Origin of the sequence: Pseudomonas brassicacearum (genome assembly GCF_003732175.1) — a bacterium.
Classification (GTDB): Bacteria; Pseudomonadota; Gammaproteobacteria; order Pseudomonadales; family Pseudomonadaceae; genus Aquipseudomonas; species Aquipseudomonas brassicacearum_G.
Genome location: NZ_MOBI01000021.1, coordinates 125,035 through 140,838, shown reverse-complemented (window position 1 = coordinate 140,838; position 15,804 = coordinate 125,035). Strand labels below are relative to the sequence as shown.

At 53.3% G+C, this 15,804-nt stretch carries 16 protein-coding genes and 1 pseudogene; 1 reads left to right on the top strand and 16 read right to left on the bottom strand.

Annotated features, from left to right (window positions below):
• Window positions 1-33 precede the first annotated feature (33 nt).
• Window positions 34-522 carry a CS1 type fimbrial major subunit gene (locus BK658_RS20545; RefSeq protein WP_123583907.1) on the bottom strand — a complete coding sequence of 163 codons (489 nt, stop codon included), beginning with the start codon at window positions 520-522 and terminating at the stop codon, window positions 34-36.
• Between the two features lie 274 nt (window positions 523-796).
• On the opposite strand from BK658_RS20545, the pseudogene BK658_RS20540 reads away from it, so the two are divergent.
• Window positions 797-1,723, top strand: a pseudogene (locus tag BK658_RS20540) (transposase).
• Between the two features lie 183 nt (window positions 1,724-1,906).
• Here the strand turns inward: BK658_RS20540 and BK658_RS20535 are convergent.
• The 15 genes from BK658_RS20535 to BK658_RS20465 form a co-directional block, all read right to left on the bottom strand.
• The gene (locus BK658_RS20535; protein ID WP_259740118.1) at window positions 1,907-3,091 is read right to left on the bottom strand and encodes a YdcF family protein; all 1,185 of its coding nucleotides are present in this window, start codon (window positions 3,089-3,091) and stop codon (window positions 1,907-1,909) included.
• 528 nt (window positions 3,092-3,619) lie between these two features.
• Window positions 3,620-7,288, bottom strand: a complete 3,669-nt coding sequence (locus BK658_RS20530; RefSeq protein ID WP_259740117.1) for a transporter substrate-binding domain-containing protein — start codon at window positions 7,286-7,288, stop codon at window positions 3,620-3,622.
• Window positions 7,288-7,914, bottom strand: coding sequence for a response regulator transcription factor (locus BK658_RS20525; protein ID WP_123583905.1), 627 nt, complete (start codon window positions 7,912-7,914; stop codon window positions 7,288-7,290). The genes BK658_RS20530 and BK658_RS20525 overlap by 1 nt, the downstream gene beginning before the upstream one ends.
• A 209-nt stretch (window positions 7,915-8,123) precedes the next feature.
• Window positions 8,124-8,564, bottom strand: coding sequence for a hypothetical protein (locus BK658_RS20520; protein ID WP_123583904.1), 441 nt, complete (start codon window positions 8,562-8,564; stop codon window positions 8,124-8,126).
• On the bottom strand, window positions 8,561-9,403 hold the full coding sequence (locus tag BK658_RS20515; RefSeq protein WP_123583903.1) for an N-acetylmuramoyl-L-alanine amidase: 843 nt from the start codon (window positions 9,401-9,403) through the stop codon (window positions 8,561-8,563). Before BK658_RS20515 ends, BK658_RS20520 begins: the two co-directional genes overlap by 4 nt.
• 185 nt (window positions 9,404-9,588) lie before the next feature.
• Entirely contained in the window at window positions 9,589-10,620 is a 1,032-nt protein-coding gene (locus BK658_RS20510; protein ID WP_148049738.1) for a BUD32 family EKC/KEOPS complex subunit, read from the bottom strand.
• Window positions 10,604-11,074, bottom strand: a complete 471-nt coding sequence (gene gspM, locus BK658_RS20505; protein ID WP_123583901.1) for a type II secretion system protein GspM — start codon at window positions 11,072-11,074, stop codon at window positions 10,604-10,606. The genes BK658_RS20510 and gspM overlap by 17 nt, the downstream gene beginning before the upstream one ends.
• A 7-nt stretch (window positions 11,075-11,081) precedes the next feature.
• The gene (locus BK658_RS20500) at window positions 11,082-11,573 is read right to left on the bottom strand and encodes a hypothetical protein (protein ID WP_123583900.1); all 492 of its coding nucleotides are present in this window, start codon (window positions 11,571-11,573) and stop codon (window positions 11,082-11,084) included.
• Window positions 11,539-11,988 (bottom strand): hypothetical protein, encoded by a 450-nt coding sequence (locus BK658_RS20495; RefSeq protein ID WP_123583899.1) that lies wholly within the window; start codon window positions 11,986-11,988, stop codon window positions 11,539-11,541. Before BK658_RS20495 ends, BK658_RS20500 begins: the two co-directional genes overlap by 35 nt.
• A complete protein-coding gene (locus BK658_RS20490) occupies window positions 11,978-12,688 on the bottom strand; it encodes an oxygen-regulated invasion protein OrgB (RefSeq protein ID WP_185019869.1) in 711 nt (236 codons plus the stop codon). The genes BK658_RS20495 and BK658_RS20490 overlap by 11 nt, the downstream gene beginning before the upstream one ends.
• On the bottom strand, window positions 12,660-13,232 hold the full coding sequence (locus BK658_RS20485) for a hypothetical protein (protein ID WP_123583898.1): 573 nt from the start codon (window positions 13,230-13,232) through the stop codon (window positions 12,660-12,662). The genes BK658_RS20490 and BK658_RS20485 overlap by 29 nt, the downstream gene beginning before the upstream one ends.
• Complete coding sequence (locus tag BK658_RS20480) at window positions 13,216-13,944, bottom strand: EscJ/YscJ/HrcJ family type III secretion inner membrane ring protein (protein ID WP_123583897.1); 729 nt, start codon at window positions 13,942-13,944, stop codon at window positions 13,216-13,218. The genes BK658_RS20485 and BK658_RS20480 overlap by 17 nt, the downstream gene beginning before the upstream one ends.
• A complete protein-coding gene (gene sctI, locus BK658_RS20475; RefSeq protein ID WP_185019868.1) occupies window positions 13,941-14,249 on the bottom strand; it encodes a type III secretion system inner rod subunit SctI in 309 nt (102 codons plus the stop codon). The genes BK658_RS20480 and sctI overlap by 4 nt, the downstream gene beginning before the upstream one ends.
• A 68-nt stretch (window positions 14,250-14,317) precedes the next feature.
• Complete coding sequence (gene sctF / locus BK658_RS20470) at window positions 14,318-14,581, bottom strand: type III secretion system needle filament subunit SctF (RefSeq protein WP_123583896.1); 264 nt, start codon at window positions 14,579-14,581, stop codon at window positions 14,318-14,320.
• Window positions 14,582-14,597: 16 nt separating this feature from the next.
• Complete coding sequence (locus tag BK658_RS20465) at window positions 14,598-15,764, bottom strand: PrgH/EprH family type III secretion apparatus protein (protein WP_259740116.1); 1,167 nt, start codon at window positions 15,762-15,764, stop codon at window positions 14,598-14,600.
• Window positions 15,765-15,804: the final 40 nt, after the last annotated feature.

Genomic DNA, 15,804 nt, shown 5'->3' with positions numbered 1-15,804 from the left:
CCGACCAACTAACGCTATTCGATAATAGACAACTTAAGCAGCAACAGCGTCGAAAATCATACTGACAGTGCCAGTGTAGTCACCGGCAGCGTACCCATCAGCAGGTTTGGTAGGAATAATTTCCAAATCTACACGTCGACCCGCAGCAGCGTCCGCCTCTGAAAGAACTTCTTGAGCAGTCCCCACTTTAAGGTCTTTGCCATTAAATTTGACGGTCAACGGTACAGTATCCGAGCCATTAAACAAAGTAGCCGCACTTTCAAGACTTGCCTCAATAGCGCCAGCAGTGTGCCGGGTATCGAAGGCGGCGCGCAGAGTGCTCAAGTCACCCGTTGCCGGGTTGTAGCTCAGCACTTGATCCCGGATAACCAGGTCTGGATCGACTGGCTGCACATGGAAGGTCTTAGTCGGTACATGTGCAGTCAGCTGAATGGTATGACGCGTTTCACTCGCAGCAAAAACAACAGAAGACCCTAGAGCCAAGGCAGCCAATGGCGCAGCGATTGCAAACTTCTTGAACATTGTTAAGCACCTATTATTTTAAAGGTTGATTGTTAAAAACAAGAATAAATCGAGATCTCATCTCTTTTAACGCAAAGCGCTAGCAACTAAGAAACAACCCAGCTGACTATTTACGCGCGTTTCGACACTGACAATTATTGTGTCACTCCAAAACTTAAACCATGGGCGGATTCCGGCGTACTTGTAGGGAAATTCCAGCAGCGTAGGTAACCCTCCCTGAAAAAGTACTCGTCGGAAGTAGAATTTTCTCCTAATCGGATCAAGGAAATTTTGTGTGAAGACATCGCGTTTTTCGGACAGTCAAATCATGGCCGTCCTCAAGCAAGCCGAGGCTGGAAGCCCTGTGCCAGAATTGTGCCGCGAGCACGGCATCAGCTCGGCCACCCTCTACAAGTGGCGCACCAAGTTCGGGGGCATGGACGCGTCGCTGATGGCTCGGTTGCACGAACTGGAGGACGAGAACCGGCGGCTCAAAAAATGTACGCCGAAGAGCGTCTCAAAGCCGAAATCAGCCAGGAAGCCATGGCAAAAAAGAGGTGAAGCCATCGAGGCGATGAGAGATGGCGCAGGAAGCGGTTCGTTCAGGCCGGTGCAGTATCAAGCTGGCATGCCTTGCATTCGGGGTCGGCATCACGTGCTATCGCTATCAACCACGCTTGTCGTCTGAAAACACCGAGATCGCTGATCAGTTGATCCGACTCACGTATAACCAGCGTAACCAGGGGTTTGGCTTGTGCTTTCTGTACCTGCGCAACGTGAAGGGCTATCGCTGGAACCACAAGCGGGTGTACCGGATTTACCGCGAACTGGAGCTGAATCTGCGGATCAAGCCGTGTAAGCACATCAATGGAAATTGATTTGTCGCTACGGGCTGAACGTGTGGTGCATGCGCTGGATCAGGTCATTGAATGGCGTGGAAAGCCACAGGCGATCCACAGCGATAACGGTCCAGAATTTTTCAGCGCCAAGCTCTCTGTATGGGCCGAGAGACGGGGCATCCGACTGAAATATATTCAGCCGGGCAACCCCCAGCAGAATGCCTACGTCGAGCGCTACAACCGCACGGTACGTTATGACTGGCAGGGACATGACCTGTTTGAATCGATAGTTGAAGAACTGGACCTGGACATACAATCACGAGCGCCCGAATGTGGCCCTCGGAGGCATCCCCCCTAAACAGAAGTTGGCTCTGGTGGCCTGACCTCTATTTCTGGCGAGTATTGAAAATGAGTGGATTACCACCGGACTCCCCCAGGGTTGTTCGCAGCTGCGATCACCCCCTATATACAGGGATACGACGCCCGTAGATGGTACTCTCAGCATGCCGATTAATCAGTATTGCAAAAATGGGGGTGACCATAGATTCTCGTACAGAGCCCAGGGTTTACACCATGCCGCGTTTGAAGGTGAGTTCCAGCGGATTGAATAGAGACCTGAAAAAGTCGTCGACTTTACGTACGTCTGCCTTGTCTTCCGAGGTCAGCTGCCCCGACCTGAATCGTTCAATCATATTTGAATCAATTTTCCATATCGAGCTGACGACCTCCTCATTTCCACTAACATTTTTTGGGTACTTATCAGCAAAAGTAGTCAAACACTCCTGAGCCGAGGAAAAGAACGCTTCAGGGTACACACCAGCATCACCCGGAAGATATTCAGTGTTGAATAAGTAGTTCAGCGTGGTAGAAAACTCTCGAATAATAGCCAGATTATCAGCGAGCGTGGTGTATTTTGCCTCATCGCAGAACGGGAATGATTTAATCTGAAATGACGCTTCACTGTTCACCTTGAGTTGCTGAGCATAGGTATAGGTTTGTCGAAAGATCGCAGCGGGCGTACCACTGACAATCACCGTACCCAACGGCTTTCCGTCTTGAATATCTCGATTGATAATATTTGCGACGTTAATCGCATTTTGACCGCTGTTGGTTGAATACGCGTCAACAGTGATCCGCTGATCTGAGATTCCTTTTTCCATCAGCAGCGCCTTAAAGCGGTCGCCCTCGGTTAGATTAGTCGCTATGGTATGACGATCCGTAGTGCCGTGACCACCGAACCCACTGGTAATAAAATTAATATGCTTGCTATCTGCAAGCATTTCACCGATGAAAGAAACATAGGTTTCGTCGTTGTTGCCATTCAGGACAATGTAGCAATCTGATCTGTCATGGTGCTGCAGCCAGTCAGCAATGTTTGCTGTGGCAGGACTGTGCGATACGCCCGAATCCTTACCGACGGTCAAGCGAATAGGTGACGTAAGTACTGCTAGTCGACCCTTTGCAGCCTCGCGGAGGCAGGGCTCAAGGTGCTTGGCTAGTGCGATCCGTGGCGAGTTGCTTACAGGGTTATCTTTGGCAAGCGCGTGCCCCTCCCGGATCAAATCGGACATGGTCTTCGCGATGCCCGCAACGGATTTCACATTAGCGCTGATCTGCTCGGCTGAACTACCCTTAGTGGCATTGGCCAGCAGCCTTTCGCTAGAATAAGGGCGCGCCACCGAATGATAAAACCTACTGCCCCCAGGCGTTCTTCCTGCGACAAATCCGTTGGAAACGGTGTATTCCTGCACTCGACCATCCTTAGTCTGGCACCCTTGTCGAGCGCTGACCAAGTTTTCGAAAATGGCACTGGGAGGATTTTGCGAATTGTTACTTCTTTCAAGATGTAGAATGCTTGATGGCCCATGTATTACTTCAATCATTTCTCGCCCTCATAATAGATGGCAGCTTTGTAGTATATTTTCAGATCGGCAGCTTGCAAAAAACGATCATCAATTAGCTGAGCATCCATTAGCCAATTGATTGGCTGTGCACGGTGTTTGAAGTCAACCGCTCAAGTTACTACGCCCACCGCGACTCCTTTCCGGAGCCAGCAGCCAATGGATAAAGGACATTTCACGCCAGCACCTACGCCGTTGCGCTACATTCTCTTGTGTGCACATCACTCTCGACAGGGGGAAAATGCTCGCCTGCTGCGATAAATCGCTCAATCAGGTAAGCCACCAATAATTTCCCTTGTAACCAAGCTTTCGCGCCGTCCGGATTTTTCTTTCTCAATCGAGATAATGGCAATCCCTCCCCCATAGCCCGACCATCACTTACATTTGAGACTCACTGCCCCCCGTCTTTTCGGCGTACGTTTTCAAGGACATCGCCAGCACTGACATTTCCTGCTTCAACACCCCGACCACTTGCTCCAACACCGACTCATCGTCTTTCGCTTCACAAACCGCCTCCAATTGCTCGCAAGCCGCGATAAGTCTTCGAGCTTTAACCATGCGTGCTCCGCCTTTGACTTTATGGGCCAGGTCCAACAGGCCTTGCAGATCTTGCTCGAATAGAATGGTTGGCAGCCTGGCCAAATCGTCGTGATTACTCATTGCCAGTTCATCCAACAACTCGTTCATCGCCACACTATCACCGAGGACCAATTGCTCAAGGTACGTGAAGTCGATAGTCCCGACTTGGGCAGGTATCTCTTGCCCTGTCGGGAATTGAGCGGTCACGGACGACGCTAAAGCCAGGCGTTCTCCCAATGCCTTGAGGCTGATCGGTTTGAACAGGCAATCATCCATTCCGGCTTCCAAGCACCGGGCTTTTTCATCAGACAGGGCGTTGGCGGTAAAGCCCATGATCAGGCAACGGGACCTGCCGCGCGCCTGCTCCTCGTCGCGAATTGCCCGAGTCAGCGCATAACCGTTCATGATCGGCATATTGCAGTCGGTGATGACCACGTCGACGTTATTGTTTATCCAGGCACGCAAGCCGTGCGCACCCTCTTCAGCTTCGATAACCCGATGCCCCAGGTAACCCAGCTGCTTGGAAAGGAGCAGGCGATTGGCGGGATAGTCGTCGACCACCAAAATCCTCAATGCCTGTTTTGCGCGCGCCACTTCACCGGCCGGAATCTTGGCTGCCATCAGCGGTTCAAGGATTTGCAAGTCGAGTAGCACTTCGACCTGCGTGCCCTTGCCCAACTCGCTACTCAAACTCAGTACACCGCCCATCATTTCACACAGGGTTCGACTGATGACCAAACCCAGGCCCGAGCCGGTGCGCGCCGATTGAGTGTTGTTACTGGCCCGACTGAAGGGGCTGAACAATCGCTGTTGATCCTCGGCGGAGATTCCCGCTCCTGAATCTTCTATGAGTAATCGAACAGGCAGACGCTCATGTACCGTCGTCGGTAGCACCTCCAGAGTCAGGCGTATCTCCCCTTCGGCGGTGAACTTGATGGCATTGCTCAGTAAATTCGAGACGATTTGCTTGAACCGAAGTTGATCAATCAATACGTCACAGTTGGCTCCGGAGTCGAGATCCAATATCAGTTGCAGATGCTTCTGGCTCGCCAAGCCTTCAAAAATGCACATCAGAGACTCAAGCAACTCCCGCAGATTGGCCCGCTCCGGAGACAGCGAGAGTTTGCCTGATTCTATTCTGGCGATATCCAGGATATCGCCGATCAGATCCAGCAAATCTTGGGCCGCACCGGCGGCAACTTCGATAGCGAAGCGATCAAGCACACCCTGTTCGGCCTTCTTCAGTGCCAATTCGAGCATACCGATCACGGCGTTCACCGGCGTACGGATTTCATGGCTCATGGTCGCCAGAAAGGTCGTCTTGGCCCGGCTGGCGTCATCAGCCATGTCCTTGGACTCCTGCACCAAACCGAGTAGCCGCTGCCGTTCACTCACGTCAATCCAGCCAGCAATCATCCCGATGACCACTCCGCCTGTGTCTCTATACGGCAATATCCAGTGGTGAACAGTCAGTACTTTACCGTCGGCGGTGGTCAGCGAGCGGTCTTGTATCAGGGGAGTCCCCTCCTCCATCACCTTGAGATATTCGTCATGGTAGACAAGAGCCTCGACCGGATCTGTAAACTCACTTTCGGTGATTCGTTTACCTAATGTGGCTTCGCGCTTGAGCCCGAACGCATCGAGGTAACCAGCGTTGCAGATCTTCATGCGGCCCTCGCGATCGCGGACATAGATCGGATGGGGCGTACCGTCAATCAATACACGCATGAATTCCATCTGGTTATTGAGTGCCTGTTCCGCCTCTTCACGCCGGCGGATCAATCTTCGCAGGTAGGTAATCCAGACAAAGGCCAGCAGCAACAACCCCCCTACAATGCAGAATCCCTGAATGATAAGCCTCCGATTGCGCAGCCAATAACTGTCATCAATCACCACATCACTGTGCCAACGATTGGCCAGCGCGCTCATCTCTTCAGGACAAATGCTCAACAGCGCCTTGTCCAGAATCGAGCTCAACTCCAGTGCACCCCGATCGGTCGAAAACGAAACCCGGGCCGGTTCCTCACCAACAGTGCTGGCAACCTGCAGTCGCTCATGGTAATGCCGTGAAATCATGTGGCGAGCACTGAGCAACGAGTTGATTGCGCCATCGACCTCGCCTCTGGCGAGCATATCCATGGCCTGTGTGGCGTTATCGACGCAAAGAATCCGTATCCGTGGGAAATTGTTGGTAAAGAACTCTCGCGGCACCATTCCACGGATCAGTACCAGTCTTTTGCCGGCCATCTCGTCCAATGTTGTCGGACTATTTGCTTCCACTCGGCTGACCAACGCAAAGGGTGTCGTCAAGTAAGGTCGAGTGAAGCGCATCGCACCTTCACGCTCCCCACTCGGTGTAATCACTGCCAGCACATCCACCTTGCCGTCATGGAGCTGATCGATTTGTTGAACCATCGAGTCGCCGCGCAAGACATTGAATTTCAATCCAGTACGCAAGCTTATCAATGCCAATACATCTGCACTGATGCCACGAAATTCGCCCTGCTCATCAAAGAATGACATCGGCAGGAAGCTCTCGATAACCGCGACCTTCACCCGAGGATGTTGTTCCAGCCAGCGCTGCTCTCGGGCGCTTAATTGCAAGGGATGCTTGTCCGGTATACTCATCTTGCGCATACCCCATCGACGCAGGATGATCCTGCGCTCAATAACCGGGATCTGCGCCAAAGTCGCATTGATGATACGCAGCAAATGAGTATTTTCACGAGTCATCGCGAACGCAAAGTGACTGCCCTGAAGCCGGGGAAAACCCACCACTTTGAGGTTACTGAAATAGTTCCTGCTGATCATGAAATGGGTGCTGATGGCATCACCGAGGTAGACATCGGCTTTACCAACGGCCACGGCACCGATAGCACTCAAGGTCGAGGGATAGAGTTGCAAGTCTGCTTCGGGGTAGAGTTCACGAACACTCTTTAACGGCAAATAGTGGTAGAGCATGGCCACTTTTTTGCCGGCCAGGTTCGATGTCAGTGGCGTTCGATCATCGTTGCGGGTAACCAGTGTCGGCCGATCCTCCGCGTAAAAATCAGACATCACCAGATTGCTGTCTGTTTCTTCAATAAAGTGGGGGGGAGCCAAAAGATCGAGCTCGTCATTTTTCATGGCCCGTACAGCTTCAGCCCTGGAGTCAAAGCGCCTGACGGTGACCTGAACATGCAATAGTTCGGCGATCAGTCCGGCGTAATCAGCAGTGAGTCCTTCGTAGTGACGACCATCACTGGTGATGTCGAACGGTGGGTAATCCGATACGGATACCCCAAGGCGTAACGTGCCTTTTTGCCACAGCCAGCTCCAGTCAGCCTCATTCAGCCCTACGCCGTAATCCTCGACTTTCGATCGCCCAAGCACTTGAGATGAGTCTGTTTGCGTAGCCGCGTGCGAGGTGGCCAATATCGGGCTGAGCACAAACAGCAGTGCCAACCAGGCTTGCGAAGAAATACCCACTAGATAAGATGATTACGCTTAGCCAGCTCAGACAGATGGACTAAAGAACTCATGTTGAGTTTTTCGATCAGGCGAGCCTTATAGGTGCTGATGGTCTTGTTGCTGAGCAACATGTCTTCACCAATCTGCTTGTTGCTCAAGCCCTTGGCAAGCTGTTGCAGGATGGTCAACTCCCGGTTTGAAAGGTTCTGTATAAGTTCCCGCTCCGACGCATGGACATCGTCTCTGCGTACAGAATTGACCGTCAGATCCGGAAAAAATGTGTAGCCAGACTTTATCGCGTTGATTGCGTTGATCAGCTCACAAGAGTCATCCGCTTTAGAGACGTAGCCAGCCGCACCCGCTTTCATGCAACGCAAGGAGTAGAAGTCAGGCGATAAAGACGTCAGCACCAGAATCTTTACGGCGAGTCCCAACGAGGAAATTCTACTCAGCGCATCCAGCCCATCAACCCCGGGCATGGCTATATCGAGCAGGATAAGGTCTGGCAAATGCTCACGAGCAAGCTGTACTGCATCAGCACCGTTATCGGCCTCTGCGACCACCTCATACTGCTCCTGTTTAAGGACCATTTTTACGGCAGAGCGAATGAACGGATGATCGTCCACAATCATGGCTTTTTTCATTTGAACCTTTAAGAAAAGCGTAGCGTAATGGGTACGCTATGAATAACCGGAACGATGGTACATCATTTTTTCCTCTTAACCTGAATGGCACCTGACGTCCCGGACACACTCTAAGATCAGGCAAACCTGAGCTGAAGCGCCATCTCGTAAATTCCCTCAGGAGGTTTTCGTGTGGTGCGACTCTCCGTTAAAACGCGTATCGCTGGTTTTCACGGCAACCCAAGACCAAGAGTTGATGCGAGTCGGCGCTTATCCCCCATGACCGAATTATCGATAATACTCATGAGCATTTTCAGTGACTGCCTGTCCGGCAGGTTGGGCAGCATAAATGGCTGCAGCTGACTCATGCCTGCCAGAACCAATCCTGTGGCTTGGCTTCTACTCCTGTAAGTCAGAGTATGCTTTGCGCCTAGTCTGCTTCCATCACAATCCAGCTGCCTGTCGCGATCTGCGCCTAGTAGATGTTCATCGATGATCAGTAGCTCTACCAGACAAGTGTCCACTTGCGTCAGTTTTAAAGCCTCTTCATAGGAGGAGGCTGTAGCGATGCGGAAATAGCCAAATTTATTAAGTGACTTCTCAATATATAAGCGATGTTCTTGATATTTATCGGCAACGATGATGCGGAGCGTCTTATCTAACAGCGTCACCGATATTTCTCGACCAAGGCTGATGCGATAGCCTCAGTGCCCGCATCCGGGTTGCCGCTGAAGTTCGCAGGACGAAAATGCATCTGAAAAGCCCTGAAAACTTCCCGAGACTGCTTATCCGGCACCCCAGTTTGGGGTATCTCGTAGCCGTAGTGCGCCAGGTTTTTCTGAAGCAAGGCAATGTCGGCCGGCGCATCTTCATCACGGCCCGCCAGGTAACGCTGTACGGTATCGGCATCCGGCCAGGCACCGATGCCGGCCTGTGCTAACTCCTTCCAGATAAAAAGCGGACCGGGATCGCTTTTACGACTGGGCGCAATATCACTGTGTGCGAGGATATCGGCAGGTTCGATTTTGTAACGCTGTACGATGTCCTTTGCCAGCGCAGCCAAGGCGACCATCTGCTCGCGCGGGTAGGGAAACCACATTCTCCTTCCCGCGTCATCATCCCGATAACCCAAACCGACGATCTCGATACCAATGGAGGTATCGTTCAGATTGGTCCTGTTCTGCCAGCTGCTTACACCGGCATGCCACGCACGTTTATCCTCAGGAACCAATTGGAAAACTGAAGGCATGTTCTGGACCATCGGCGGACTTCTCGGGATGAGGTAGTGAGCGCTGACTTGATCTGTGGTTAGCGTCTTGAGTGACTCTTCATCATCCAGAGCGGTGTAATGAAACACGAGATGACGAACCCGATCATTCTGGCCTACGGTTTTTGATTCATGAGTCGTATCCAGCCAATAATCTTTACTATCACCCAACTTCAGTTGATCCGGCTGACTGCTGCAACCAGCCCCCAACAAAGAAAACGCCAATAAAAATAATTTTTTCATAATCGATACTACCTGCACTTGTATTTTGATAAGTGGTAAAAACTGACTTGATAATGGACTAATACCCCGCATAATTTTGGCGGGTGCGTACTGACAAGACTCCCAGCTCTACCGCTGGGATTGTCTCTTGATCAATCAGGCTAAAAACTATCCGTCGCCCTGACTTTGAAAGATACTCATCGGGGTCAGGATCTATAGTCCAGACCAAACTCGTACCCCAGGTTTTTTAGCTCTGAAACAGTTGCGTAGCGACTCGGACTATTTTTCCCTAGCGACTCATCCAACGCCATCAGCACTTCCTGATATTCCGCCTTGATTTTGCCATGAACATAGTTGTGCCCGCCTTTCAGATAGTCATTAACAACAGAATACTTGACACTCCCATCAAGAGACTTGTGCTCATCAACCTTGAACACCTGCCCAAAATCGACAGGCACAACACTATCGCCGGTCACTTTGAAATTATCCGGTTTAGGATCACCCATCATGTAACCCTGTTCGTGAAGCGATTTAACAGCGTCAAGGACTTCCCCCGTGCTCGGTACTTTACCCTCGATATACGGCATCACCAGCTCCTGCCCCACTAAATAAGCCGAATTCTGCCTTCCACAAACTGACGCGTTATAGCTGTTGCACATATTCAATTCGTGCCAAATAGCCGCTGTATCGAATTGATTGAACTGTTTGATAATATAATCACCGAGCCTGGACACACGCCCATTACTACCTATCGCTAAAAGTTCTGGTTTGCCGTGGCGCAGCTTCAATCGTTGGAGCCGATCAGCATTCGCTTTATTTTCTGCATCTTTCTGCTCCACCTTCGAATTTGAATCTTTATTCCGCTCGACGGGAAGCATCTTTGCGCAGTTGGCAAGCCAGTTATTAAACTGCGCCCCTGCATCTTCATTCCTTACATATTTCAGACAGCCCTTCAGCACCACGTGCAACTTATTGATGGCCTCGCTATCGACCAGAATGCTCTCAGCAGACGTACTATTAAAAAATATTTGCCTTCCGACAATACTCGATAGATTGACTTCTCGACTGGCAATACCAACAAGCTTTCTGGCGGTTTTGGCGGAGAAAGTATGATTGTCTGCTTTTTTTAATAGCGCCGCACTCAGCGAGTCGGCCGACTGATGAATTCGGGTTGAAAAAGTTAGTTTCATAATGATGCGCGTCACTCCGGGACGAGATTCTTCACTGCCAATAAACATAGGCTTCTAACTTATCTTCGGTGATCGATATCAAACGTAGCTGCGTCACGCGCGCGCCCCGCGCCTCCAGCGAGGCCAACCAGCGCAGCAGGGGTTCGGCAGGACCGCTGAGATGGCTTTGCGTCCCCCGGCCCTGGCGGGACAGATTGAGCAACTCGATACCCACTAAAGTACGGTCCTGACTGAGTTCCTGGCGCAGCAGGTCGGCACTCAACGTCGTGCTCGATACCGAAACGCTGCTCAAGGTTCGGATCAGTTCGAGATTGAGTTGGCGGGCCTGTTCAAAACGCACTTCGGCCGCCGCCAGTCGCGCCGATACGGGTGCGATCACACCCAGGTAAATCATCGCCAGGACACTGAATCCACTCAGCACCCTCAGCGTGCGGCGATCATTTCGACCGAGCTTCATACACGCTGCTTTGGCTCGGCGCCAGGCAGCAAACTTCTTGGCCATCGCCCGGTTACCCCTTTAAGTTGATTTGAACCTGCACGCCCTGCTCGCTCTTGCGCACACGGTCGACGTCAACCCGGAACCCCAGCGTTTGCCATCGACGTTGCAACTCGTCAATGTCCTCGAAGGACTTGACCAGCACTTCAAGCTGCCATTCTCCCTGGACGTATTCCAGGCGTGAAATGTGCGCCAATTGATCGTTGACCGCCGCTTCACGGAGTTGCAGTAAACGCTCGACGGTACGCCCGTGCTGGGGGGCCTCATTGACCTGTAGGGCCATAAGTCTTGCCCCGAGCATTGCGAATGACGCCTGGTCGGCGCTGCGCTGGGCATTTACCGCCACGCTCGTTCTATCGAGTCGCTTCGCAGCCTGTTCCAGCAGATTTGCGTGGTAAAGGTCGAAGCCCACAGGCATGAGCGCCAGAAGCAGGATTCCCCCCGCCAAGACACGCAAGGGCAGACGCGGATTACCAACTGCTGTTTTCACGATCATCTTCATCATCAGAAGGTTTGAACACTTCCTGCATAAATTGCTGAACAAACATATTGGCCGATGAAACCGACACTAATGTTGCCCTTATCTCTTTATAAACCGCGCTATGTTCCTGCCCCTGTTCTTTCATTCGCACCATCACTTGCGTTAGCGCATTCATCTGCTTCTGTGTCGTTCTATAGGGCAGCTCACCCCCTGTATTGGCGTATTGTTTCAAGTAACGCTGAATCCTGTCCGATGGAAGTGCTTCGGATCCCGCTATCCACTTCATCAACGCGTCGTAGAACTGATCAAACTCAGGATCCCGATCGGCATTGGATCCTGCGCCTTGAAGTCCCATGCGTTGGTCCAGTGGCACAATCGTGTCGGTGCTCTGGGGCGGGATCTGGCCGCGACCTTCGACCGAATGGTTATCAATGTTCATCGCGGTTATCCGACTCAGGAAAATGATTCGGGCTATCGCCCAGACTCGCAGCCCAGTTAACGAAAAAGTCCCTCGACCCTTCATCGAGCTGGCGCACGCTCTTCGGCAATTGCTTGAGTTGGGCAATCAGGCGCGGTGACAGACGCTCCTGGGCAGCACCAATATCGAGTTCGACCACCTGATCGGCCACACGAAACAGGTAACGTTCCTGGGCATGGAAACGGATATCCACGATCTCGACACCCAAGCCTTTCAACGTGTTTTTCAGCGCCGCCTGTTCAGGCCTGCACCGCAGCGGCAGGATAATCTGCAGCGGCACCTGGCCTTGCACTGCCCATTCTCCCTGCCAGCGCTGCAGCAATGTGTCGAGCAGTTGCTCATCCTTCAGCAAATCGCCAAGCAATGCCCGGGCAGCCTGTAGCAGGTCAGCCTGCAATGTGGACGCCAGAACCCGTGATTGCAGCAACAGCACGCTCAGGTCACCAGCGGCCTGTAGCACACCCTTGGAGTAACCCTCCTGAAAGGCGTTGGCCCGAATAATGTCGGCTTCTTGCTGTGCTTCTGCCATGCAGGACTTGGCCCGCTCGCGGGCTTGCTGCATCAGCAACCGGCGATCTCGCGCAGCCACCCGATCTTCACGCCTGACCAGGAGGACATCCGCCGAGGGAACATCAACAAGGGTTCTGATGGATTCGAGCATGTTGTACCGCCAGGATGAAAAGTGACGAATTCGGCATTTGCGCCGGCAAGGCTTGCTGCAACTCGACCACTCGCGGCGAGAACTGCAAGGACAGACGCTGCATGAGCGCCTCTGGAATGTGCAGATGCCAGGCTGCCAGGGCACCGAACCCCAGAGCGCTGAGTGCCTGTTCAAGCCCGTCTTCTTCGCTGACCGCGACCGGTGGCCGACGGCCCAGATCGATACGGGCGAATGCTCTCGCCGACGTATCGAGTTCACGTATGCGCGCACCACGAGCCAGCTGCGGCCACATCAACTGCGCCCCCATGAGGCGAGCGACTGCGGGCAAGCGTTGCCAATGCATCACCCACAGGTCAGTCCACGGACTGCGTTTGATCTGCTGTAGATCGGGACAGCTGAGCCCCAATCCGCGCAGCAACGATTGATTGAGCACCGCCCGCACCGCCGGCACTTCGAACAGCGGCGGAACAACACCGCGTTGCGGATGCAGATAGTCCAGCGGCTGAATCAGGATGGCGCGCAGGGCGTCAGTTCGGCGGGGCATGTTCGGTCTCTCTGCGTTTCATCTGGCGATACAGCACGGCCGAGTACACCGCCGCAGCCAGAACGCCTAAAGCGAAAATCCCGTAGAGCCAGGTAAAGTCGCGGGTGCGAGGCTCCAGCGAGGGGGCGGCATGCTGAATCAGCCCACGTTTGGACAGCACCACGGAGATGTGGTCATAGTCCATGGCCGAGAAGCTGTTCTTGAGGAAACGCTTGATATCGTTGATCAGTTGCTGAGGCTCACTGTCACGTTCACGCACCACCAGCGCTGATAAATGTATGGGGGCAGCCTTGCGACCACTTTCTCCAGACTCCAGGTCGTAACTCACATGTACGCGTGCCGAGACCACACCTGCCAGGGTGTTCAACGACTGCTCCAGACGTTGTTCCAGCGCACTGTATAAGCGCGCCTTTTCGGCTCGAGGTGAAGCCACCAGCGAATCGGCAGGAAACATCTGCGCGATTTCGACACGCGGCCTGGAGGGCAACGAATACAGTGTCAACAGGTCGACCGCAGCAGCAAAATCGGCTTGTGCGATATGCACCGAATATCCGGTCTTGCCGTTATCCACCTTGGTCGCGGTGATGTTATTGCGCTGTAGTACTGAAACCACTTCATTGACTTGCTGCTGGTCAAGCCCCTCAAGCAGGCTCGGTTGCCGACAGCCGACCAACATCAGACAGAGCAGCACTAGGCAGCCATACAATCTCATGATGAACGCAACAAGGTTTCGGCCGTCGTCACTGCTTTACGGACCAGGGCGTTGAGCAAAGTGACATCGACGTTGTACTGCGCTGTACGCAACTGCAGCTCGCTCAAAACTTCCGGATTGGTAATGTCCGGACGCTTGAGCATGGCATTGATCCTTGCGTGATCACGCTCGGTACCCACTGCGGAGCTAGCGAAACTTTCTATCAAGCGACCTTCCAGTGAAACCACCGAATCAGGTGCGGGACGAGCGAGCTCGGCCATCTGAACCGAATTCAAACCCACTGAGGTCAAAGAAGAAACAGGCATAGGGAACACTCATGCAATAGCGTTGGCAGGTGCACAGAACACCCGCCAACCGGAGGGAGACGCAACGCTTAACGCGCGGCGGAAATGATCGCCGTATCGATTTCCTTGAAACCCTTGATCGTGTTAGTCGCAGCGTTACGGAAAACGTTGTAGGAAGAGAAGGCAGCCTGATAGGCCGCCAGCAGGGTCGGGTCCGACGCATCGGTATGCAACGCTTTCAGCGCTTCGTCGAGCGCGGTTTTGAGACCCTTGGCACCCTCCTCGAAGCCCTGCGCCTGTTGCCCCAGGAAGTCGTCATGAAACTTGATGGGATCTGAAATAGAACCAGCCATAAATCACCTGTCATTATCAAAGAGGTTTGGGGAAGTACCAGGATGACGGAGTCATCTTGACGTAGCCCTGAGGGCCATACTGAAACGACTTGCCCTTGAGCCAGTCGTCTTTGAGCTCGATTGCGAAGTGAACGTAACGCTCGCCCCACTGCTGATTGAATCCTGCAACAAAGCCGCCCAGCGCTTGCAACTCAGCGTCTTCAAGGCTGCCCTCGACCGTGAAGGTCACGCTGTCGGCATGCGTGTGCCGAGTAAAGGGCAACGCCAGGCGCTGCAAACCTTCCTCGGCCAGACGCGAGAGCTCATTGTCATCGCGGCGCACGACCTTCACTTCACGGGCATAGGGAGCAGCTGCGCTCAGAGCTTTTTCCAAGCGCTCCTGCAACTCGGGCGTCAGCAGATTGCGCTGACGACTGATCAATAGTCGCGGCATCACCGGATCACTGAGGTCCAGGCGGTGATAGGCGAGTTGTGGCGCCAGATTGGCAAGCAGATTCTCCAGCCGTCCGCGCTCGTCGTATCTGGTCAACACCTGGGTCGCTGCGTACCCGTTGCGCACCAGCACCTGGCGCCCCCACCCCGCATCACGCTCGGAGTCGGCAAAGACATACACTGCCTGGTCGCGGCCATACACCACAGCCATGCTGTTGTTGGCCCCGGCAATCAGGGCTTCCATATTCGACACAGGACTGGGCCGCGACGCGTACCAACCGACGATTGCCAGACCGGTTACCAGCAGGGCGATTGCCCCGGCCGCCACTCGTTGCGGCCAGGTACCGGGCACCCGGACCGCTTCAGGATCCAGGGACACAGGCGGCGACTGCACCAGCAACTCTTCCTGCCACGCTTCGTCGAACGGACGCACTGCGATTTGCAAGCCCCCAACGCTTTCCAGCGTCTGGAATGGCAGGGGACGCTCGATTGCACCCTCATCGCTCAACACACGAACGATGCACTCCAGCCGGCCGCTGTCCTCGAGCAAAATCTCGAAATTGCAGCCACCGTATTCCAGCGGAATGTAGATCGCATCTTCCGGAACCGTCAGTGGATGCTCGGCGGAGCAAAATGCCGCCTCTGAACCGACCACAAAAAGAGTACACCGCTGTGTCAGGGTAAACTCACAACCTTGCAACGGGCCGCCAAACACCCTCAATACACACTGCGTTGCAGGGGAGTCCTGCATGCTGTTCACCATCCCGTCTATCAACATGAAAAGCGTCTGA

Bases quoted from the DNA above. Each gene is read 5' to 3' on its own strand.
- BK658_RS20510 (WP_148049738.1), bottom strand. From the start codon at position 10,620: ATGTTTATTGGCAGTGAAGAATCTCGTCCCGGAGTGACGCGCATCATT.
- sctF (WP_123583896.1), bottom strand. From the start codon at position 14,581: ATGGCTGGTTCTATTTCAGATCCCATCAAGTTTCATGACGACTTCCTG.
- BK658_RS20480 (WP_123583897.1), bottom strand. From the start codon at position 13,944: ATGAGATTGTATGGCTGCCTAGTGCTGCTCTGTCTGATGTTGGTCGGC.
- sctI (WP_185019868.1), bottom strand. From the start codon at position 14,249: ATGCCTGTTTCTTCTTTGACCTCAGTGGGTTTGAATTCGGTTCAGATG.
- gspM (WP_123583901.1), bottom strand. From the start codon at position 11,074: ATGGCCAAGAAGTTTGCTGCCTGGCGCCGAGCCAAAGCAGCGTGTATG.
- BK658_RS20500 (WP_123583900.1), bottom strand. From the start codon at position 11,573: ATGATGAAGATGATCGTGAAAACAGCAGTTGGTAATCCGCGTCTGCCC.
- BK658_RS20490 (WP_185019869.1), bottom strand. From the start codon at position 12,688: ATGCTCGAATCCATCAGAACCCTTGTTGATGTTCCCTCGGCGGATGTC.
- BK658_RS20485 (WP_123583898.1), bottom strand. From the start codon at position 13,232: ATGCCCCGCCGAACTGACGCCCTGCGCGCCATCCTGATTCAGCCGCTG.
- BK658_RS20545 (WP_123583907.1), bottom strand. From the start codon at position 522: ATGTTCAAGAAGTTTGCAATCGCTGCGCCATTGGCTGCCTTGGCTCTA.
- BK658_RS20465 (WP_259740116.1), bottom strand. From the start codon at position 15,764: ATGCAGGACTCCCCTGCAACGCAGTGTGTATTGAGGGTGTTTGGCGGC.
- BK658_RS20525 (WP_123583905.1), bottom strand. From the start codon at position 7,914: ATGAAAAAAGCCATGATTGTGGACGATCATCCGTTCATTCGCTCTGCC.
- BK658_RS20495 (WP_123583899.1), bottom strand. From the start codon at position 11,988: ATGAACATTGATAACCATTCGGTCGAAGGTCGCGGCCAGATCCCGCCC.
- BK658_RS20515 (WP_123583903.1), bottom strand. From the start codon at position 9,403: ATGAAAAAATTATTTTTATTGGCGTTTTCTTTGTTGGGGGCTGGTTGC.